This is a genomic window from Rathayibacter sp. KR2-224 (assembly GCF_049446075.1).
GTDB lineage: Bacteria > Actinomycetota > Actinomycetes > Actinomycetales > Microbacteriaceae > Humibacter.
On the sequence record NZ_JBMSEB010000001.1, the window covers coordinates 2,523,268 to 2,542,561 of the forward strand.

Consider the following 19,294-nt stretch of genomic DNA (forward strand, 5'->3'; position numbering starts at 1 on the left):
TGGGCGCGCTCAGACGGGTGCTGTCGAGCCGGGTCAGCGAGGCCGCGCGAGTGCGTTGATGCGCTCGGCGAAGCGGTCGAGTGAAGCGGATGCCGCTGCCTCGGAAGGGCGATTGAGGTGGCCGTGCTGCGTTCCCGGCTCTGTCGAGGCGTCGACCTCGACGCCTGCAGAGCGCAAGGATGCCGCGAACGCCTCCCCGGAGACGCGCAGCTCGTCGACCTCGTCGTTGATCATGATGGTCGGAGGGAATGACCGCAGTTGTTCGACGCCTGCCAGACCGGGCACCGCGTAAACCGGGAGGTCCTCGCCGGGTGCGGCATCCAGGGGCGCGCCGAGGTAGTTCTGGTACATGCGAGCGACGGCCGCTGCGAAGAACTTGTTCGCCTCCGGCTTTGCATCCAGCGCTGCGCGCAACTCTGCATCCGGCTGCCGCTGCACAGCCAGCAGCGTCGGGTAGGCGAGCACGACGAGGGCGGGAACCGTTCCACCTTTGTGCACCAGCCGCAGCGCCGTACCGGTGGCGATATTGCCACCCGCACTCGCGCCGCCCAGCGCCCATGGACCGTCGGCAAGCCCGGATTCCACCGCCCAACGGAACGCGTGTACTGCTTCATCCACCGGCACCGGGTAGTGCACGCCCTCAGCCGCAGCGGCAGGCACGTCGCCGTTCGCTGGAGCTGTGGGGTCCTGAAGTGTCGGGGCCAGCCGGTAATCCACCGACACCACGCTGATGCCGCGGCGCGCGAACTCGGTCGACACCCAGTCGCCCTCCGGCATGTCGAGGCTGCCGCCGTGGAAGCCGCCGCCGTGCAACCACACGAGGCCGGGACCGATGGGTCGCGCTGCCCGGTAGATGCGAAGCCGCAGCGGACCGTGCGGGCCTTCGAGCGCCCGATCCTCGACGGCCGGGTCGGATGCGAGGGCATCCCCGCCCTGCACACTCGCGGACATCGAACTCACGCTCCCCATCCCGCCTGGGTTCCCCCGACCCGCTCCTCCTCGATGCGTTCCTGGTATCCGGATGCCGCGTACGCCGCCATCGGGTCGGCAGGAAGTCCGCGGGACTCCCGCCACTCGGCCAGTGCGGGGCGCACATCCGTGTAGAAGGCATCCATCACGATGCCGTTCGCCCCGAGCACGTCGCCGGCGTTCTGGGCAGCGGTGAGCGCGGCCCTGTCGACCAGCAGCGCCCTTGCGGTCATCTCCTGCACGTTGAGCACCGACCTGATCTGACCGGGAACCTTCTTCTCGATGTTGTGGCACTGGTCGAGCATGAATGCCACGTCCGGGTTGGCGTAGCCACCGCCGCGGATCACCTCGAGGAGGATGCGGAACAGCTGGAACGGATCCGCCGCCCCGACGATGAGGTCGTCGTCGGCGTAGAAGCGAGAGTTGAAGTCGAAGGACCCGAGCTTTCCGAGCCGCAGCAGCTGCATGACGATGAACTCGATGTTGGTGCCGGGCGCGTGATGGCCCGTGTCAAGGCAGACGACCGCGCGGTCGCCCAGCGCACTCACCTGGGCGTACGAGGTGCCCCAGTCGGGAACATCCGTGTGGTAGAACGCGGGCTCGAAGAACTTGTACTCGAGAACCAGCCGCTGCCCTTCGCCGATTCGCTCGTAGATCTTCGACAGCGAGTCGTGCAGGCGGTCCTGACGTGCCCGCATGTCGTCCTGCCCCGGGTAGTTCGTGCCGTCGGCCAGCCAGATCTTGAGGTCGCGGCTGCCCGTCTCGTTCATGATGTCGATGCACTCGAAGTGGTGATCGATCGCCTTCTGCCTGATCGCCGGGTCGGAGTGCGTGACCGAGCCGAGCTTGTAGTCGTCGTCCTGGAACGTGTTCGAGTTGACCGTGCCGAGCGTTACGCCGTTGTCTTCGGCGTGCTTCTTCAGATCCGCGTACGACGGCACCTTGTCCCAGGGGATGTGGAGCGCCACGGAGGGCGCCAGGCCGGTATGCTTGTGCACCTGTGCGGCATCCGAGATCTTCTCGAACGGGTCGCGCGGTGTGCCAGGCGAGCCGAAGACCTTGAACCGGGTGCCGGAGTTGCCGAACGCCCAGCTGGGCAGTTCGATTGCCTGGCGGGCGAGGAGGTCGAGAGTCTCTGACGCGAGGGTCATGCTGATGTTGCCTTTCTTGCGGTGCCCACGACGTCGTGGGTCGTCGTGCTATTTCGAAGTCGTGTTCGTCGGTTGCTCTTGTGCGGTCAGTAGGTCTTCGAGGTTGAACACCTCGGTCAGGCGCTCGGATGCCTGATCCGCGCGCCCCTCGAGTGCGACGAAGAAGCGCGCCATGTCCGCCTCCCAGCGAGCCGCCACCGGTGACTCGGCGAGGTAGCGCTCGCTCGCCTCGATGTCGTCCGTTTCGAAGTATCCGACGAGTTCACCGTCATCGGCGAGGAACAGCGAGTAATTGCGCCTTCCGGATGCCTCTATCTCGCGCAGCATCTCGGGCCACACGGTTGCATGCCGGCTGCGGTACTCGTCGAGCAGCTCCGGCCGCACCTTGAGGCGGAAGCACACACGGTGCGTCGACGTCATCGGCAGTCCCTTTCGTACCGTTGAATCGTTTCATAAACACGCTATGCTCGCAAGCGAATCACGCGTCGGAAAGCGTTATCCTTCAGGCGAGCCCAGGCGGCGCCTAGTCGATTCGCTTTACGCAAAGGGCCAAGCGGTTGTGGGACTGGCAACACGTTGCCGTTGTCGGCAGCGCGAGAGCGCGATGCAACGCCGCCGGCTTCCCATCGCGTGAGATGATTCGTTTCACCCACGAGCGTGGCGCACCGCCGGAGGACTGGAGGCGCGCAGCGCCTGGCGCATCAGGAGGGTTTCCATGGTCAGTGTGCGCGACGTCGCCATCGCGGCCGGCGTCTCTGTCGGCACCGTCTCGAACGTCCTCAACCGGCCGGATCGAGTCGCCGCGGCCACGGTCGAGCGTGTGAACGCGGCGATCGCAGAGCTCGGCTTCGTGCGCAACGACGCGGCACGGCAGCTGCGCGCGGGACGCAGCAGGAGCATCGGACTCATCGTGCTCGACGTGGGCAACCCGTTCTTCACGGATGTCGCACGGGGTGCAGAGCAACGCGCCGCAGAAGACGGCTTCTCCGTGCTCCTGGGCAACAGCGATGAATCGTCGTTGCGCGAGAGCGGATACCTCGACCTGTTCGAGGAGCAGAGGGTGCACGGTGTGCTGATCAGCCCGGTGACCGACGACCTCCCGAGGTTGCGGAAGACGAGAGATCGCGGCATCCCCGTCGTGCTCGTCGACCGGGAGGCCGCTGACCGGAGCTTCTCGTCGGTCGCCGTCGACGACGTGGCGGGCGGCCGCACCGCAATGGAGCACTTGATCGAGACCGGTCGACGACGGATCGCCTTCGTCGGCGGTCCTTCATCCATCAGGCAGGTGGCCGACCGCCTCTCCGGCGCGCGAATCGCTGCATCCGAACGAGCAGGGGTTGCCCTCGAGTACGTCCCGACGTCGTCGCTCACCGTTCGGGCCGGGGCCGAGGCTGCCGCGGAACTGATGTCGCGGGATCCGGCAAGCCGTCCGGACGCGATTCTGGCCGCGAACGACCTGGTCTCGATCGGGGCGCTTCAGGCGGCGATCGCTGCCGGGAGGCGGCCGCCAGAGGACCTGGCCATCATCGGGTACGACGACATCGACTTCGCGGCTGCCGCTACCGTGCCGTTGAGCTCGATGCGGCAGCCTGCGGCCCTCATCGGTCACACTGCACTCGAGCTGCTGCTCGGCGAGGCCGAGCAGGGCGAAGGCTTCGAGCCGAAGCAGATCGTGTATCAACCCGAGCTCGTCGTTCGACAGTCGACGGCTGGTTGATGTTCGGCGCCGCGTCTGCGCCCGTAACCGTTGCCGAAGATCCGTGGAGGTTCCGTGGAGCACCATGAGCTGGCGACCCCTTCGCTCGCACGTCGACGTCAAGGAGCGGTTGCCTGATGCAGCTCGACCCGCGTCGTCAGGCGGCCGGTAGTGCCACCTTCGTCGCCGTTCGTCCACCGCTGAGCGCCTGATCCTCGGCGCCAGGCAGTCGTAGGACGCCGTCCACGCCGTCCGGCAGCTCCGCCTCGACCGTGAGTTCGCCGTCGTTCACCTTCCACCGCACCGACACCCGGCCGTGCGGGGTCTCCAGGGCGGTGTCCGCGTGCGTCAGTCCGCCGCCTGGCTGAGGTGCGACGAGAACGGATGCGTACCCAGGCTCGAGCGGTGCGATTCCGCCGACGACGCGGTGCATCCAATCCGCCACGGCGCCGAGCGCGTAGTGGTTGAAGCTCGTCATCTGACCCGGGTTGATCGTGCCGTCGGGCAGCATGGAGTCCCAACGCTCCCACACGGTGGTCGCACCCATGGTGACCGGGTAGAGCCACGAGGGACATTCCCGCTCGAGCAGCAGGCGGTACGCGGCGTCCACGTGTCCGGTCTTGGTGAGAGCATCCGTGATGAACGGCGTGCCCGCGAAGCCGGTCGAGACGCGATACCCGGCCTCCTCGGCGAGCTGCGCGAGTCGGCGGCCTGCGAACTGCTCGTGCTCTGGACTGAGCAGCCCGAACACGATGGCGAGCGAGTAGACGGTGGTGCAGTCGCTCTTCACCGTGCCGTCGGCATCCACGTAGTTGGCATTGAACGCCCGGCAGAGTTCCGTCGCGATGGCGTCGAATTCGGCCTGCTCGTCGGCGAGTCCCAGCAGCTCGGCGACGTCGGCGACGATGCGTGCCGAGCGGTAGATGGAGGCCGTTGCGACCACGCCTTTGTCGGCCTTGGCGAGCGCGGGGTCGTCCGGCGGAGCATCCGGGTCGAGCCAGTCTCCGAATTGGAAGCTGGTGTCCCAAACTCCGGAAGGCGAGAGCAGACCTTGCACGTGCCGAACGTGCGAGGCCATGGAGCCGAACTGGCGCCGTAGAACGTCGGTGTCGCCATACGCCTGGTACAGGGTCCACGGCACCCAGACCGCGGCATCGCTCCAGATCGCGGTCGAGTCGATGGGCCTGCCGAGATCGCTCGAGCCCTCGCTATCGATGTACTTCAAGACGTCGGGAACGACGAACCCGACGATGCCGTCGTGATGCTGCTGCTCCAGGTCGAGGTCGACGAGCCAGTCGGATAGGAACGAGTCGACGTCGAACAGGAACGCGGCAGTGGGGGCGAAGGCAGCGATGTCGCCGGTCCAGCCGAGTCTCTCGTCGCGCTGCGGGCAATCCGTCGGCACGTCGACGAAGTTCCCTCGCATGCCCCACACGACGTTCTCGTGGAACCGGTTGAGCAGGGGGTCCGACGTCGTCATGGTGCCGATGCGCGTCAGCTCGGACCCGATGACGACGGCCGTCGCGGCAGCAGGGTCGAACTCACCTGGCCAGCCGCTGATCTCCGCATAACGGAAGCCGTGGAACGTGAACGTCGGTTCGAACTCGTCGTCGCCGCCGCTCAGGATGAAGCGGTCCGTGGCCTTCGCGGTGCGCAGCGGTCGCGTGCCGAGCTCGCGGTACTCCAGAACCTCCGCGTGCCGCACTGTGATCTCGGTTCCGGCGGGCCCTTGTACTCGGATCCGCAGCCATCCCACGAGGTTCTGTCCGAAGTCGAGGAGTGTCTTGCCCGTCGGGGACGTGATCACCTCGGACACCGGAAGGGTGTTCCACCGTGTGACGCGCGAACCGATGTATGGGGCGAGTGTGCCCGTGTCGAACTCGACGGTGTGCACGCCACGCCACTGCTCGGAAGAGAAGCCGGGAAGCAGCCAGGCGTCGTCGATTCGGCGCGCATCGATCGTCTCGCCGTCGTAGAGGTCGTCGGCAAGGATGGCACTCGGCCCGCTCTTCCAGTCGTCGTCGGTGCCCACGAGTTGGCGAGAGCCGTCGGCGAACTCGATCTCGAGCTGGGCGAAAGCCGCCAGTTCCGGGCCGTAGAACGAGCTCTTGCCCGTCCAGCCCAGGCGGCCGCCGAACCAGCCTTTGCCGAGAGCGAGTCCGAGAACGCTGCGCTCATCCAACAGGTCGGTCACGTCGTACGTGGCGTAGCGCAGGCGCCACTCGTAGCTGCTCCACCCGGGGGTCAGCACGTCGTCCGAGACCGGGTTGCCGTTCAGCCACGCCTCCACGATCCCGTGAGCGGTCAGGCTGAGGGTGGCGCGGGCGACGGCGCCATGCCCTTTCTCGAGCTCGAACTCGCCGCGCAACAGCGGCGCAGAATCGAACGAGGAGTCCGGGGCGATCATCTTGGCATGCCACGTCATTGTGTCTTCGCTCTCTGAGTACTACGAATCGCGGCCACGGATCCGCGGCTGCGAATGGGTACGAATTGAAACGCTTCAATCGAAGCGTCTCAACCGAACGTAGAAGGTGTCCCCTGACCTGTCAAGAACGAAACGGCGGCCTAAACGACCGTCTGTTGTGACGATTCAATGCGTGAATCACGCCGCCCAGGCATCAGCGTTCGGGTGCGGCCCCTGTGGATCCCCGCGGCACGACGTGCGGCGCGAACGTCAGATCCTGCGCAGGCTCGTCACCCTCCAGCAGCGCCCACATGCGCCGCCAGGCCTGCTCGCCGAGCTCGGCCACCGGAATGGCCACGGTCGTAAGAGGTGGTGTGGTGTAGCGCGCGAACGGGATGTCGTCGAATCCCGTGACGGAGACATCCTGCGGCACCCGCACACCGCGTTCGCCGAGTGCGCTCAGCAGCCCCATGGCCACGAGGTCGTTGAAGGCGAGCACTGCGGTCGCGCCCGAGTCGAGTACCACCTGCGCGCCGGCGTAGCCGTCTTCGAACCCCACCCCGCACGCACTCGTCGTCACGCGGGCGTCACCGTGCGATCGCTGGAACTCCTCGATGGCCGCGAGTCGGTTGAGGTTGGACGCCGCCTGTCGGCTGCCAGCCAGGTAGAGCAGCTCGCGGTGTCCCAAGCCATGGAGGTGCTCGAGCAGGCCGGTCAGGCCCGCTTTGTAGTCCGCCACGACGGACGGAACGTGTGCACCCTGCACCTCGGGAACCGCGGGTGGCAGACGGTTGATGACGACCACGGGTGCGAGCAGCGGCAGCACGGCTGCCAGCTCATCGGCGAGCATCCGTGGCGCGCACAGCACGATGCCGTCGCAGCGCCTGCGGGCATCCAATGCGAGTTCGCGCTCTTCGCCGGCCTGCTCGTGCGAGTCGGCGACCAGCACGTGGTACCCCTGCTCGGATGCCCCGTCGCTGAGGCCGCGCAGCGCACCTTGGAACGTGGGGTTGCCCAGGTCGGGCACCACCACCGCGATGGTCTGCGTCTTGCCCAGCACGAGGCTGCGAGCCAACGGGCTCGCCGAGTAGCCGAGGGATGCAGCTGCTGCTCGCACACGTTCCGTCATGGCCGCATCGACCGTCGTGCTGCCGTTCATGACCCGCGACACGGTGGAGAGCGACACCCCGGCGAGCGATGCGACGTCGGCGATCGTCGGACCACTGCGCGGTGCGCCCGACTTGGATCTGGCCACTACCACTCCCGTTCTAGCCGCCGCCGACCTGCCCAACGGGCGCCCGGCGACGGTCTGACGATATCGTGTATCGTGACAGAAAGCGTTTTCTGAGGTCGGCAACGACACTCGGAAAGAGCGTCGCCGTTCGCGCCGGTTCCGCGATCGAGTGCCCGCAGACAGAGCTCAAGGGCCCAGGTCGCACTCGCCACGGGCTGGCCAGTACGACGCGCTTCGTACGAGCCGACAGTGAAGTCGCTGCCGAGCCCGAGCCAATGAAGACCGGCGCTGAAGACCGGCCAGAAAGGAACACCGTGCCGCACCGCACCAGGTATGCCATTGTCGGAACCGGCTCTCGCGCCCAGATGTACATCGACGCGATCATCGGCGAGCACGCCGGGGTAGCCGAACTCATCGCCCTGCTCGATCCGAACCAGGGCCGGCTCGATCACTACGTCGACCACATCTCGCGCACGGCGCCGGATGCAGGCCGCCCGGTGACGGCGCAGCCCGACGAACTCGAGCGAGTGATTCGCGACGAGCGGGTCGAGCGGGTCATCGTCACCTCACCCGACTTCACCCATGCCGAGTACGTCTCGCGGGCTCTGCGCGCAGGCGCACGAGTGGTCGTGGAGAAGCCGCTGACCATCGACGAGGCGGGCAGCAGGCGCATCGTCGAGGCCGTGCGCGAGAGCGATGGCGACGTCGTGATGACGTTCAACTACCGCTATGCGCCGCGCAACAGCGCGTTCAAGCGGGTGATCTCTTCTGGCGCGATCGGGCGTCCGCTCTCGGTGCACTTCGAGTGGGTGCTCGACACGTCGCACGGCGCGGACTACTTCCGGCGGTGGCACAGGCAGAAGGCCAACTCGGGGGGCCTGCTCATCCACAAGGCGTCGCATCACTTCGACCTCGTGAACTGGTGGATCGCCGACGTTCCGTCCCGTGTCTACGCTTCGGGCGGCCTGCGCTTCTACGGCGAGGAGAACTGGCGTGCACGCGGGGGCGCCCCGCGCCCCGAGCGAGGCACGGATGCCTGGAACTCAGACCCCTTCGCCCTCGATCAGAACCGCGACGAGCGGCTGCGCGACCTGTACCTGCGCAACGAGGGTTACGACGGCTACCGGCGAGACCAGGATGTCTTCGATCCGGGCATCACGATCGAGGACAACCTCTCGCTCGTCGTCGACTACGCGAGCGGGGCGAGCATGAGCTACTCGCTGAACGCGCACAGCCCGTGGGAGGGTTACCGCATCGCGGTCAACGGCACCGAGGGACGCGTCGAGCTCGACGTGGTGGAGCGCAGCGATGTCAGCCTGGATGCCGGCGGCCGCATCATCGACCCGTCGGCCGTGGTCGATTCGAGGTCGGCGTCGCTTCGCCCAAGGGGTGAACGTATCTTGCTGCAGCGGCACTGGGAGACGCCGCAGGAGGTCGAGATCCCTGAGGGGGAGGGCGGCCACGGCGGTGGCGACGCCATCCTGCTGCGCGACGTCTTCGTCGGCAGGGGCGAGGGCGACCAGGCCGACGAGCTGGGGCGCGCTGCCGACTATCTGGACGGCATCCGTGCCATTGCGGTCGGGATAGCGGGCAACAGATCGCTGGCGACGGGGCTACCCGTGTGTGTCGATGAGCTCGACCTCGGTGTGCGGCTCGGTCAGCCCGTTGCCTCGCAGTCGAGGCCGCCGACCGAGCGAGCCACAGCGCAGCCCGGCTCGCAGCCCGCAGAGGCGGCGCGATGAGTCGCATTCTCGTCACGGGCAGCTCGGGGCGGCTGGGACGAAGCGTCGTCGCGGTGCTCGGCGAGGTCGGGCACGAGGTCGTCGAGGTCGATCTCTCCGTTCCGGCGGATCGGGCGAACGTGATCGCCGCCGACCTCACCGAGGCGGGCACGGCATCCAGAGTGATCGCCGAAGCGAGAGTGGATGCCGTCATCCACCTCGCCGCCATCGCCGTTCCGTTCAGTGCACCGGAGCAGCAGATCCTGCGCACCAACGCGTCGCTCGCGTACAACGTGATGCAGGCGGCTGTCGACGCCGGAGTGCGCAAGATCGTGACAGCATCCAGCCCGACGGTCTTCGGGTACGGATCGCCGGCCGGGTGGGTTCCCGAACGGCTTCCCCTGGACGAGGATGTCGAGCCGCGGCCGTGGAACGCGTATGCACTCTCGAAGCTCGTCGCCGAGCGCACCATGCAGATGTTCGCTGCGCAGAAGGGCGACGAGGTGCGGCTCGCCGCATTCCGCCCCTGCTACGTGATTGCGCCGGAGGAGTGGCGGGGTGCGCCCACCCAGCAGGGGCACACCATCGTCGAACGACTCGACGACCCGGCGTTGTCCGCGCCGGCGCTGTTCAACTACGTGGATGCCCGCGACGTCGGCGTGTTCCTCGACACGCTCCTCGACGGCATCGACGACATCCCGAACGCGCAGACCTTCATCGTCGGTGCGGCGGATGCCCTCGCCCGGCGGCCCCTCGCAGAACTCCTGCCGCAGTTCGTGCCTTCGGCCGCAGATGCCGCCCTCGAGCTCACGGGCACGACACCCGCGTTCTCGATCGACAAAGCGCGACGGCTGCTCGGCTGGACGCCTGAACATGACTGGCGCACAGAGCTTGAGAGTGTGCCAGACGACGTTATGACCGGAGGTGCCTGATGGCCCAGAGACAAGCAGAGCTGCGATTCGACGGCGTTCTGTTCTTTCCGATCACGGCTTTCGCGGCCGACGGATCGGTGGATGCCGGTCTCACGGCCGAGCACGTCGCCTCGCGTATGGATTTCGCGCCGGGCGGCGTGTTTCCCGCCTGCGGCACGGGTGAATTCCATGCGCTGGGTGCGGCGGAGGTGGGCGAGGTCGTGGCTGCCACGGTGCGGGAGGTCGCCGGCCGGGTGCCCGTGGTTGCGGGCGCGGGCGGCCCGCTGGGGCACGCCATCGAGTGCGCGCGCCGCGCAGCGGACGCCGGTGCGGACGCGCTGCTCGTCCTTCCCCCGTACCTGGTCGGCAGCACCACCGCAGGGGCTCTCGCCTACATCGAGGCCGTGCTGGCGGCATCCGATCTGCCGGTCATCGTCTACCACCGCGGATCTGCTCGCCTGAACGAGGATGCGGCCACCCGGCTCGCGAACAACCCGCGAGTGCTCGGTTTCAAGGACGGCGTCGGTGATCTCGGCGTCGCGCAACAGCTGGTTCGCGCCGTCGCCGCCACCGGACGCGAGAACTTCGCGTTCTTCAACGGGCTGCCAACGGCAGAACTCACGCAGCAGGCGTACCGGGCCATCGGCATCCCGCTGTATTCGTCCGCGGCGTTCGCGATGGCACCGCCTGTGGCGAAGGCGTTCTACGAGGCGTACGAGTCGGGCGACGATGCCAGGCGGCTGGAGATTTTGGATGCGTTCTACCTGCCGCTCGTACGGCTGCGTGACGAGGTGCCCGGGTTCGCGGTGTCGCTGGTGAAGGCGGGTGTGCGTCTTGGGTTCGGAGGTGCGGAAGGCCTGTCGGTGGGCGGTGTTCGACCTCCACTCGTGGATTTGGACGAACGCCAGCTCGCCGAGTTGCGGCGCATCCTCGCGATAGGCGACGAACTGGTCGGCGCGTCGCGATGAGCCAGCTACCGGGCGCCTCTGGCGAGGGTACGACTACCTCGACGGGCGTAGGGCACGTGGACGGGCCGGATGATGAACCCGACAACGAACGCGACCACGAACCCCATCTCGGTCGGATCACCTGGCTGCGAACGCGTCTGATCGACGCTCCGCTGCTGCGCCCATGGGGACCCGATGTCACGCGTCTCCACGTCATCGAGGTGCTGGTCGCCACCGAGTCGGGCGTCGTGGGTCACGGGTTCAGCTGGACGCCGTCCATCGGTGCTCACGCGGTGCGGGCCATGCTCGACCACGACATCCGGGACTTCGCGATCGGTCGTCCAGCGGATGCCCGAAGCCTCTGGACCCCGCTCTGGCAGCACCTGCACGAGGCGGGTTCGGGTGGCGTGACGACGATCGCTATGGCGGGTCTCGACCTCGCGTTGTGGGATGCCGCGGGGCGGGCCGCGCGCGCATCGGTGAGCGATCTGCTCGGCGTGAGGCGGGCATCCGTCGGTGTGTACGGCAGCGGAGTCAACCGGCACTACCCCATCGATGAGCTCGTGGCGCAGGCGAAGCGCTGGAAGGATGCCGGGTACCCGTTCGTCAAGATCAAGGTGGGTGGGCATCCGCTCGCCGAAGACGTCGACAGGGTCGCTGCCGTTCGCGAAGCCATAGGTTCGGAAATCGGTCTTGCCATCGATGCGAACCAGCACTGGACCCTCGATGAGGCCGAGCGGGCGATCGGTGAGTTGAGCCGGTACGACCTGCGGTGGATCGAGGAGCCGTTGCGGGCCGACGATCTGGTCGGTCACGCGACGCTCCGTTCGCGCATCGACGTGCCGGTGGCGCTCGGCGAGAACCTGCACACGGTGTACCGGTTCCGCGAGGCGATCGAGGGCGGGGCCGCCGACATCGTGCAGCCGAATGCGATCCGGGTGGGTGGCATCACGCCGTTCCTCGACATCGCCGACAGCGCGGATGCCGCGGGCGTTGCGCTGTACCCGCACCTGCTGCCTGAACTGTCGGCCCAACTCGCGGTGACGCTGCGGCGTCCCACTCTTGTCGAGGACGTCGAGGATGCCGGCTTCGACCAGCTGGGACTGCTCGCAGAGCCATCGCCGATTGCTCTCGAGAACGCGACGGCGGCGCCTCGGGGACGGCACGGTCTCGGCATCGTGTTCGCGTAGGTGGTGCGGTTGCGATCGCACGCCGCACGCCGCACGCCGCACGCCGAACACGATCGCGGCGTACGCGCTGACGTCTGGTACGACGCGGGCATGCGCCGAACTCGGATATCAGGTCGATGCAGCGCTGAGCTTGGGTAAGGCGCTCGCGTTGCGTGCCGCGGCTGAATCGTGCACGCGTTGTGTTCGCACGTGTGTCTTGTGTGTCCGATCAGGTGCGCATGACGGCTCCGGTGGTCTTCTTTCCGGGTGGTGTGAGGGGTCGGGATTTGGTGGTGCGTCGCCATTGTCGTGTCTGGTCGATCCAGACGGGTGGTCGTACGTAGGGGATGCCGTTTCGGATGGTGATCTGCCATCCGGAGGTGTCGATGGTGTGGTGGTGGTACCAGCACAGCAGCACCCCGTTGTCGGTGTGGGTGGGTCCGCCGCGGGACCATTCTTGGACGTGGTGGATTTCGCACCATCCGGCGGGAATGGTGCAGCCGGGGATGGTGCAGCCGCCGTCGCGGAGGCTGATGCCGCGGCGTTGTTGTGGGGTGAACCCGCGTTCCGGGGACCCTAACGCGATCAGGCGTCCGCCCGGGGTGAAGTACCCTTTCTGCACCCCGCCGGTGCAGATGAACTGCTTCACCGTACCTAGGGAGACGGGTTCTTCCACCCCGTCGATCCACCCGGCACCGGTGCCGGCCTCCAACTCGTCTGCGGATACGGACACCAGCACCGTGGGGGCAGCACCGCCGATCGTGGGCATGTCGGCACTGCGGGAGGCGGCATCCAGGATGCTGATCAACGCGTCATGCCGTTGCTGCGCCGGACTCCGGGTGTCCCCGGACACGAGCGCTTCGGCGTGTTGTTCGGGGGTGAGGAAGCGGCCGGTGGTTTTCGGGGACAGGAACGCATCCAACAACCGATCCAGTCTTCCGGCCAGTTCCGGAATCGCCGCCAACCGGTACACCGACACCTCCCCCCGGGTCCCGGTCTTGCTGAACCCGCGCTGCAGCATCGCTGCCGCCTCCCGCGGTGCCACACCATCCGGATCCAGAGCAACCTGCCATTGCAGGGCCTGCACCCGCGTCTGATCCGCCGTGAACGGGGTAACACGCTCCCCGGTAGCCGTGTCCACCCCGAGCACACACCCCACCAGGGCTCGTTCGGCCGCCTCGAGAAGGACTGGTTCGGCCCGGTTCTCCACCGGGCTCAACGCGCTCATGATCGCCGACACAGCATCCACCCCGACCTGCCCGGCACCCACCGCCTCCGCCACAGCCGGAAACCGGGGTGGGAGCACCTCCCCGGTCAGCGCGTGCCGGCCGCGAACCCCAGCCCCGATCCGGCACCGTTGCACGGCGGTGCGTTCGGCGACCTGCGTGACCCGGGCGATCAACTCGTACGCGGTGCGGCACCCATGCTTGGCCGACAACCGGTCCGACCCGAGTACCCGTCGGGAGCGTTCTGCTGCTTCGGCCGCCACCGCCACCCGCAGCGCATCCACGGTGCGACCGAGGTTCTCGATCGCCGCCATCGCCGCCACCAACGCATCATCACCGAGGGCGGGAACCTCGTCAACGGTCACCGCGGCACGGGCAGCAGCAGTGGCCGCTTCCAGCTGTTCGGTGATCTCGTTCATGGTCCCACCCAACCACCACCCACCGACAATCCCGCAAACAAACCCCAGATCAGCACCCCTTTCCTGTGGACAACGACGCGAGAGGTAAGGATGGGGAGGACAAGACGATACGCAGCAAGTGAGTAACGGCTGTCGGCCACATGTCGTGTGCTGATCAGAGAGCACGATCGGGCGCGGCAGGCTAACTGCGAGCGCTGCGTCCAGGTAGGGCGACCGGCCGAACTCCGTCACCAACATGTCGACGACTAGCCGATGCAGACAAGCCCCTAAGCGATGCGGACAATGCTGGATGACACGCAGTTCCAGCCCGCCCGGCGCACCGCCACAATGACGCTGGCCCAGCCGGCCGCGCCGCCCCAGCCGGCCTCGCGGCCCCACCGCGTCGGCCTAGCCACGGCCGGCCCAGTCACGCCCAGCACGCTGCCGTCACCGCTCCAGCGTCACCGGCCGTTCCAGCCCGTTGACCACAGCCACCGGCCACCGCTCATCCACCGTGATCGGCTCGACGTACGAAGACTCTGGCGTCCCGGCCAGCAGCACCGTGTCCTCCACCTTGGCGCCCGGCACCCACGGGTTCCACGTGAACGCCTGCCCCAGCCGCACGACATCCCTGGTCGAAGGCGTCGCACGCGGATCCCGCCCCGCGTACCCGGCCGCGCCACCCTGATGGTGCCGGCGCCACTGCTCCTCGTCGAAGCCGTTCGCGGGGTACGCCACGGCGATGGCATCCAGCACCTCACTCAGCACCGCCCCTGGCCGCATCGCCTCGAATGCCGCAGCCTCCACCTGCAGGATGCGCCGCTCGGCATCCCGCTCGGCATCGGTCAGCGGGCCGAACGACACCCACCGCGTGAGGTTGACGATGAGGCCGTCCCTGCGCGCACATACGACGACCATCGCGCGGCGGCCGAGCGTGGCATCCGTTGGCAGCGGATGCGGAAGGGATGCCCGCGACTCGCCTGCGACGAGCAGCACGAGCGGGTCGGCCCCGACCGCGATCAGACGACCCGCCGCCTCGGCGGCCACCCTCCGCTCCGACCATCCCGGCTCGGCCTCGAGCAGCACGTCAGTAACGGCACGAGCCGCATCCGCACCGAGCTCCTTGAAGCGCTGTCGCTCTCCGGGAAGCAGGACCGCCCGCGCGGCCCGCAATTCGGCCTCGACCTGCTGCTCCCGAAGCGGCCCCGGGACATCCGGAAGATCAAGGGTTGCGTGCCACGGCCGGTCTCGCACCACGACGCCGACCGGCAACTCCTCCTCCAGCAGCCGGGCGGTCTCGTTGGAGGTGGTGAACACCTCGTCGAGATCACGCCCGACCCGGGCGGCGACGATCGGATCCGCAGCCAAACTCACGTGCTGCCTGCCTCCGTCGAGATACCAGGCGACGGCTGCGGCACTCGTCAGCAGCACCGAATCGGCGCCCGCGCGATCGAGGATCTCCAGCACCCTGGCCCGCTTGACCGCCCGATCGGATGCCCGTTGCGCGGCGACTTCAGCAGCACCCGCGGCCGTGCCCGCAGCAGCCGTACTGCCGGCACTGCCCGCACCCGCGGCACTGCCCCCGCCCGCGACCGTGCCCGCACCCGCGGCACTGCCCGCACCCGCGGCACTGCCCGCCGTGTCCGACTCCGTCATGTCGTTAGCTCCTGGTTGCGACTCTCGTGTTGGCTATTCCCGTCAAGCTGCGCCCGTCGCTGTGCCTGCGCTCATCCGCGACGCAGGATCGCGGCCAGCTCAGCGGCATCCGCCGAGGACACGCGGCCGTCCACGACGGCTGCGCGGTAGGTGCGGGTGAGTCCTTGCACGGGGACACGAGTCGGGGCATCCCACGCCACGGCCGATCCGATTCCGGGATAGTCGCGCACGCGAACGAACCACGGGTCAGCGGCCGTGAGGTCGTCTCCCGCCGCCAGCACGACGGATGCCTCCCCGTTCTGCTCGGGTCCGGCCAGGAACCCAGCGGTGAAGGCCAGCCACGCGCCGACCGTACCGTTGACGGTGTCCTCACCTACGGCATCCGGTGTGAACACGTTCACGTCGGTGCAGTCCGGAAACCGCCAGAAGAAGCCGCCGTAGCCGGCGTTGACCCGGCCCTTGCTGCCAGGGCTGCCGAGCCAAACCTCAGCTTCTACCGGTATCAGCCGAACGTCGAACTCCAGCGCCCAGGCGCTCTGGTCCTGCCAGAAGACGAGAGGACGCCAGCGGATGTTCCGCTCCTCCCGCAGCACCACCTTCCCGTCCGGCCCCCGCCAGGCGAGCTCGTGCCGAACCTGGTCCGGCGATTCGCTCGTGCTGACCACATCGATGCGGCCGTGGTCGTCGAGCGATACGTACCCGCGATCGCGCACGTAGGTGCGGCCACCCCAGAAGTTGATGCCAGAGGCATCCTGCACCGTGAACGAGACGCCGGTGTGCCAGTCGTGATCCGCCGGGTGGCTGGCGGTCACGGTGACCCCCGCGAGCGTACGCACCGGGTGTAGATAGGGGTGCGGGCTGGAGAAGGGTATGGTGCCGCCGCCGTCGACCTCGCGCGCCACGAACCCGCCATCGATTCGGGCGGTCGCGAGTGCGACGTCCGTGCCGGCATGCGCCCACGGCACGCCGAGCTCGCTGAACAGCGCTCCGCGTTCCGCCGCCGCACGAACGGTGGCCACGATGTCATCGACGACGGGATGCTCGTTGCCGTCCTCACCGCTCCAGGTCACGTATTTCGGGTCGATCGTGATGGGGTCCGGCGCGAGCCGCACAGCCTCCACGACACGCATGAAGGCACCCGTCGACGCCAGCGGAACGATCAAGGCCGCGCCGCTTCGCCTGTGCTCGATGAGGTTCTCGAGCAGATCGGCACGATCGAAGGTGGCGGGGAGTTCGTCCAGGGCACGGCTCTCGTCTGGCGAACCGCTGTCAGCACTGGCAGTGCGTGCGGAGGTGACGACACTGGCAGTGCGTGCGGAGCTGACGACATCCGTCGTGTAGGAGAACGAAGCGGATGCCCTTGCTCCCCTGATCTGCACGGTCGCGGCGCGGTCGGGCGCATCGTGCAGCTCAGGTGGAGCGCACAGGGTGAGGGCGCACGTGACGGCAGGGCGACCGGCACCTGTCACACGGATGACGGACGTGTCGTCGGCCTGGATCGCATTCGCCCTGAAGAGCTCCACCTCGACACTGTCGACCGAGTCCGCGGTGTCGTAGCCGGCGATGCACAGAGCGGTGGCGACCGCATGGGCCAGCGGATTCGTGGCGACGCCGTCCACGACGGCGTGACCGTCGAGCGTGCGGCGGCCGGCCCAGCGTGCACGTGACCAGTAGGACTTCGCTCGGCTCCACAGGCCGGTCGCGCTGACCGCCCGCATTTGGCCGAGGCCGAGGTCGTCACGCCTGAGAGCCGGGATGGCCGCGGAGCCGAGGCTCTGGAATCCCACCTGCACGGCGCGGCCGGTCTCCCTCTGGACGGCGAGCAGACGTTCGAACGAAGCCATGGTGGGAACGGGCGGCTTCTCCAAGAGAACGTCGGCGCCCGCGCGCATGGCGATCTCCGCCAGCGCTTCGTGCGTGTCGAGCGGTGTCGCCACGATCACGATGTCTGCGCCGTGCTTTGCGAGGGCATCCTCGAGATCTGCGTAGATCGGGATGCCGCCGTCGTGGTCGCGCTGAGCAGCGACGGCGGGATCAACCAGGGCCGCGATCTGAAGCCGTCCCTCGTCACGCAGCCGCTTGGCGTTCTGGAGATGCAGCCGGCCGTAACCGCCGACACCGGTGATCACGAGCCGAGGCACGGCATGAGCAATCGGCTGGTCCCGCGTCGTGGTCGAACTCTGTGTCATGGACCGGTCACCTCGCTGTGCTTGTGATACTCCCATCATGCCAGAAAGCGCTTTCCGGTACGAAGGCCAGGGCGTCAGGTACGAGGCCAGAGCGTCAGGGGCGAGGGTGCCTCGCGCACGAGCCGGGCCGAGCATCATCGACTTCAGCCGCCATGGTCACTCGCCCTGTCGAAATCGGGCGGCCGTGTTCGACGTCTCCACGTATCCGCGCGCGAATGGGGTGCGCGAATGCCGGAGGAGGGACCGATGTACGACACGTACCGGTACAGCAGCCCTGGTGCGGCAGCACCTGAGTTACGACGTGCCCGCGTGGCCGTGTGCCTGGTGTTCGCGACCACGGGATTCCTGGTGGGCATGTGGTCCGGCAGCATTCCGCTGGTGGCGAGGGGTGCCGGGCTGTCCGTCGGGGGACTGGGTGTCGTCATCCTGGTCAGCTCGGTCGGCATCGTGGCGGGCGCGAATGTAGGGGGACGCCTGCAGGCGAGGACGGGGAGCATCCCGCTGTGCATCGCAGGCCTGGGCACCGCCTCGTTCGGCCTGGTGGCCATGGGAGTCTCGGGAGACGCGATCGTGCTGACCTGCGCGATCACGATCATGAACTTCGGAATGGGGCTCAACGACGTCGGCATGAACATGCAGGCGGTCTGGGTGGAGCGCTCGTACGGGCGACCCATCATGTCCGCATTCCACGCGTTCTTCTCGCTGGGCGGCGTCGCAGGAGCGCTCGCGGTGCTCGGCACCGCCGCCCTGCGCTGGACCGTCGTACCGCAGCTCGGCATGGCCGCCGTTCTGGCCGCGGTGAGCGTCTGCGTCGCGGCCGGCTGGCTGGTCCGGCCCGCTGATGAGACGGCGGATGCCGGCAACGCGTCAGATAAAGCGGTCGGAACGGCATCCTGGCCGGCGTCCGACGTGGTCATCGCTCCCGCGGGCTGGCCGGAGTTGGCCGCCGACGTTGCCGCACCCGTTGTGCGTGTGCCGCGCATCCGGGTGCGCTGGACCCGGCTCGCATGGATGCTCGGAGCCTGCGCCCTCCTGCTGATGTTCACGGAGGGAGTCGTCACAGACTGGAGCGCCCTGCAGCTCACGCAGGCGTTCGGCGCGGCGACCGGCGTCGCCGCGTTCGGCTATGGAGCGTTCTCGTTCACCATGACGTGCGGCAGGCTCGTCATCGATCGCGCCGTTGCAGCCATCGGACCGGTCGCCGTGGTGCGGCTCGGCGCGCTGACGGGTGCCGCGGGCATCCTCGCGGTCATGTTCGCACCATCCGTCTGGATCGCGCTCGCCGGCTGGGCTCTGCTCGGCATCGGTCTCTGCGGATGCGTGCCCCAGGTGTTCAGTTCCGCCGGAAACCAGCAGCACGGGTCAGTCGTGCTGTCGCGCGTGCTCGCGTTCGGCTACGTGGGCATCTTCGGCGGACCGGCTCTGTTCGGACTCGCCGCCAACGCCACGAGCGTCACGGTCGCATTGCTGGTGCCCCTTGCCGCGCTGGCGTGCGCCGCAGTGCTGGCGGGAGCAGTGCGCCGCGGCCCATCGCATGTGCAGGCTCGCTCGTTCGAGCTCCCGGAACCCTCAGCTCAGTGAAAGGGTGGAGCGTGTCCGCTTCGTGAGCCGAAATGGGCCAGA

General features: G+C 67.9%; 15 protein-coding genes. 7 read left to right on the plus strand and 8 right to left on the minus strand.

Features of this window, described 5'->3' with window-relative positions:
- Nucleotides 1–33 precede the first annotated feature (33 nt).
- Genes ACO2Q7_RS11560 through ACO2Q7_RS11570 form a run of 3 tightly spaced genes read right to left on the minus strand, consistent with a single transcriptional unit; the run spans nt 34 to nt 2,540 of the window.
- Entirely contained in the window at nt 34–951 is a 918-nt protein-coding gene (locus ACO2Q7_RS11560; protein ID WP_423355749.1) for an alpha/beta hydrolase fold domain-containing protein, read from the minus strand.
- 5 nt (nt 952–956) lie between these two features.
- Nucleotides 957–2,120, minus strand: coding sequence for an L-rhamnose isomerase (rhaI, locus tag ACO2Q7_RS11565; RefSeq protein ID WP_423355750.1), 1,164 nt, complete (start codon nt 2,118–2,120; stop codon nt 957–959).
- Nucleotides 2,121–2,168: 48 nt separating this feature from the next.
- Complete coding sequence (locus ACO2Q7_RS11570; protein ID WP_423355751.1) at nt 2,169–2,540, minus strand: L-rhamnose mutarotase; 372 nt, start codon at nt 2,538–2,540, stop codon at nt 2,169–2,171.
- A gap of 295 nt (nt 2,541–2,835) precedes the next feature.
- Here ACO2Q7_RS11570 and ACO2Q7_RS11575 point away from each other — a divergent pair, with 295 nt between their 5' ends.
- Nucleotides 2,836–3,837, plus strand: coding sequence for a LacI family DNA-binding transcriptional regulator (locus ACO2Q7_RS11575; RefSeq protein WP_423355752.1), 1,002 nt, complete (start codon nt 2,836–2,838; stop codon nt 3,835–3,837).
- Between the two features lie 136 nt (nt 3,838–3,973).
- Here the strand turns inward: ACO2Q7_RS11575 and ACO2Q7_RS11580 are convergent, their stop codons facing one another.
- Together ACO2Q7_RS11580 and ACO2Q7_RS11585 are read right to left on the minus strand one after the other, a co-directional pair.
- A complete protein-coding gene (locus tag ACO2Q7_RS11580; RefSeq protein WP_423355753.1) occupies nt 3,974–6,241 on the minus strand; it encodes a family 78 glycoside hydrolase catalytic domain in 2,268 nt (755 codons plus the stop codon).
- A gap of 193 nt (nt 6,242–6,434) precedes the next feature.
- Nucleotides 6,435–7,379 carry a LacI family DNA-binding transcriptional regulator gene (locus ACO2Q7_RS11585; protein WP_423356017.1) on the minus strand — a complete coding sequence of 315 codons (945 nt, stop codon included), beginning with the start codon at nt 7,377–7,379 and terminating at the stop codon, nt 6,435–6,437.
- Between ACO2Q7_RS11585 and ACO2Q7_RS11590 the strand changes: the two genes are divergently transcribed.
- The 5 genes from ACO2Q7_RS11590 to ACO2Q7_RS11610 all read left to right on the plus strand — a co-directional run bounded on the left by ACO2Q7_RS11590 (nt 7,348) and on the right by ACO2Q7_RS11610 (nt 12,223).
- Nucleotides 7,348–7,533, plus strand: coding sequence for a hypothetical protein (locus tag ACO2Q7_RS11590; protein ID WP_423356025.1), 186 nt, complete (start codon nt 7,348–7,350; stop codon nt 7,531–7,533). The genes ACO2Q7_RS11585 and ACO2Q7_RS11590 overlap by 32 nt on opposite strands.
- A 196-nt stretch (nt 7,534–7,729) precedes the next feature.
- Nucleotides 7,730–9,196, plus strand: coding sequence for a Gfo/Idh/MocA family protein (locus ACO2Q7_RS11595; RefSeq protein WP_423355754.1), 1,467 nt, complete (start codon nt 7,730–7,732; stop codon nt 9,194–9,196).
- Nucleotides 9,193–10,107, plus strand: coding sequence for an NAD-dependent epimerase/dehydratase family protein (locus ACO2Q7_RS11600; RefSeq protein WP_423355755.1), 915 nt, complete (start codon nt 9,193–9,195; stop codon nt 10,105–10,107). The genes ACO2Q7_RS11595 and ACO2Q7_RS11600 overlap by 4 nt, the downstream gene beginning before the upstream one ends.
- Nucleotides 10,107–11,054 (plus strand): 5-dehydro-4-deoxyglucarate dehydratase, encoded by a 948-nt coding sequence (locus ACO2Q7_RS11605; RefSeq protein WP_423355756.1) that lies wholly within the window; start codon nt 10,107–10,109, stop codon nt 11,052–11,054. The genes ACO2Q7_RS11600 and ACO2Q7_RS11605 overlap by 1 nt, the downstream gene beginning before the upstream one ends.
- The gene (locus ACO2Q7_RS11610; RefSeq protein ID WP_423355757.1) at nt 11,051–12,223 is read left to right on the plus strand and encodes a mandelate racemase/muconate lactonizing enzyme family protein; all 1,173 of its coding nucleotides are present in this window, start codon (nt 11,051–11,053) and stop codon (nt 12,221–12,223) included. The genes ACO2Q7_RS11605 and ACO2Q7_RS11610 overlap by 4 nt, the downstream gene beginning before the upstream one ends.
- A gap of 208 nt (nt 12,224–12,431) precedes the next feature.
- On the opposite strand, the gene ACO2Q7_RS11615 is transcribed toward ACO2Q7_RS11610, so the two are convergent.
- The 3 genes from ACO2Q7_RS11615 to ACO2Q7_RS11625 form a co-directional block, all read right to left on the minus strand.
- The gene (locus ACO2Q7_RS11615) at nt 12,432–13,847 is read right to left on the minus strand and encodes a DUF222 domain-containing protein (RefSeq protein ID WP_423355758.1); all 1,416 of its coding nucleotides are present in this window, start codon (nt 13,845–13,847) and stop codon (nt 12,432–12,434) included.
- 426 nt (nt 13,848–14,273) lie between these two features.
- Nucleotides 14,274–15,482 (minus strand): M24 family metallopeptidase, encoded by a 1,209-nt coding sequence (locus tag ACO2Q7_RS11620; RefSeq protein WP_423355759.1) that lies wholly within the window; start codon nt 15,480–15,482, stop codon nt 14,274–14,276.
- 71 nt (nt 15,483–15,553) lie between these two features.
- Entirely contained in the window at nt 15,554–17,671 is a 2,118-nt protein-coding gene (locus ACO2Q7_RS11625; RefSeq protein WP_423355760.1) for a DUF6807 family protein, read from the minus strand.
- Nucleotides 17,672–17,917: 246 nt separating this feature from the next.
- On the opposite strand from ACO2Q7_RS11625, the gene ACO2Q7_RS11630 reads away from it, so the two are divergent.
- A complete protein-coding gene (locus ACO2Q7_RS11630) occupies nt 17,918–19,252 on the plus strand; it encodes an MFS transporter (protein ID WP_423355761.1) in 1,335 nt (444 codons plus the stop codon).
- Nucleotides 19,253–19,294: the final 42 nt, after the last annotated feature.

What these genes read in the sequence shown, in the direction of transcription:
- ACO2Q7_RS11560 (WP_423355749.1), bottom strand. Translation starts at nt 951, where the DNA reads ATGTCCGCGAGTGTGCAGGGCGGGGATGCCCTCGCATCCGACCCGGCC.
- rhaI (WP_423355750.1), bottom strand. Translation starts at nt 2,120, where the DNA reads ATGACCCTCGCGTCAGAGACTCTCGACCTCCTCGCCCGCCAGGCAATC.
- ACO2Q7_RS11570 (WP_423355751.1), bottom strand. Translation starts at nt 2,540, where the DNA reads ATGACGTCGACGCACCGTGTGTGCTTCCGCCTCAAGGTGCGGCCGGAG.
- ACO2Q7_RS11575 (WP_423355752.1), top strand. Translation starts at nt 2,836, where the DNA reads ATGGTCAGTGTGCGCGACGTCGCCATCGCGGCCGGCGTCTCTGTCGGC.
- ACO2Q7_RS11580 (WP_423355753.1), bottom strand. Translation starts at nt 6,241, where the DNA reads ATGACGTGGCATGCCAAGATGATCGCCCCGGACTCCTCGTTCGATTCT.
- ACO2Q7_RS11590 (WP_423356025.1), top strand. Translation starts at nt 7,348, where the DNA reads ATGGCCGCATCGACCGTCGTGCTGCCGTTCATGACCCGCGACACGGTG.
- ACO2Q7_RS11585 (WP_423356017.1), bottom strand. Translation starts at nt 7,379, where the DNA reads ATGAACGGCAGCACGACGGTCGATGCGGCCATGACGGAACGTGTGCGA.
- ACO2Q7_RS11595 (WP_423355754.1), top strand. Translation starts at nt 7,730, where the DNA reads ATGAAGACCGGCGCTGAAGACCGGCCAGAAAGGAACACCGTGCCGCAC.
- ACO2Q7_RS11600 (WP_423355755.1), top strand. Translation starts at nt 9,193, where the DNA reads ATGAGTCGCATTCTCGTCACGGGCAGCTCGGGGCGGCTGGGACGAAGC.
- ACO2Q7_RS11605 (WP_423355756.1), top strand. Translation starts at nt 10,107, where the DNA reads ATGGCCCAGAGACAAGCAGAGCTGCGATTCGACGGCGTTCTGTTCTTT.
- ACO2Q7_RS11610 (WP_423355757.1), top strand. Translation starts at nt 11,051, where the DNA reads ATGAGCCAGCTACCGGGCGCCTCTGGCGAGGGTACGACTACCTCGACG.
- ACO2Q7_RS11615 (WP_423355758.1), bottom strand. Translation starts at nt 13,847, where the DNA reads ATGAACGAGATCACCGAACAGCTGGAAGCGGCCACTGCTGCTGCCCGT.
- ACO2Q7_RS11620 (WP_423355759.1), bottom strand. Translation starts at nt 15,482, where the DNA reads ATGACGGAGTCGGACACGGCGGGCAGTGCCGCGGGTGCGGGCAGTGCC.
- ACO2Q7_RS11625 (WP_423355760.1), bottom strand. Translation starts at nt 17,671, where the DNA reads ATGACACAGAGTTCGACCACGACGCGGGACCAGCCGATTGCTCATGCC.
- ACO2Q7_RS11630 (WP_423355761.1), top strand. Translation starts at nt 17,918, where the DNA reads ATGTACGACACGTACCGGTACAGCAGCCCTGGTGCGGCAGCACCTGAG.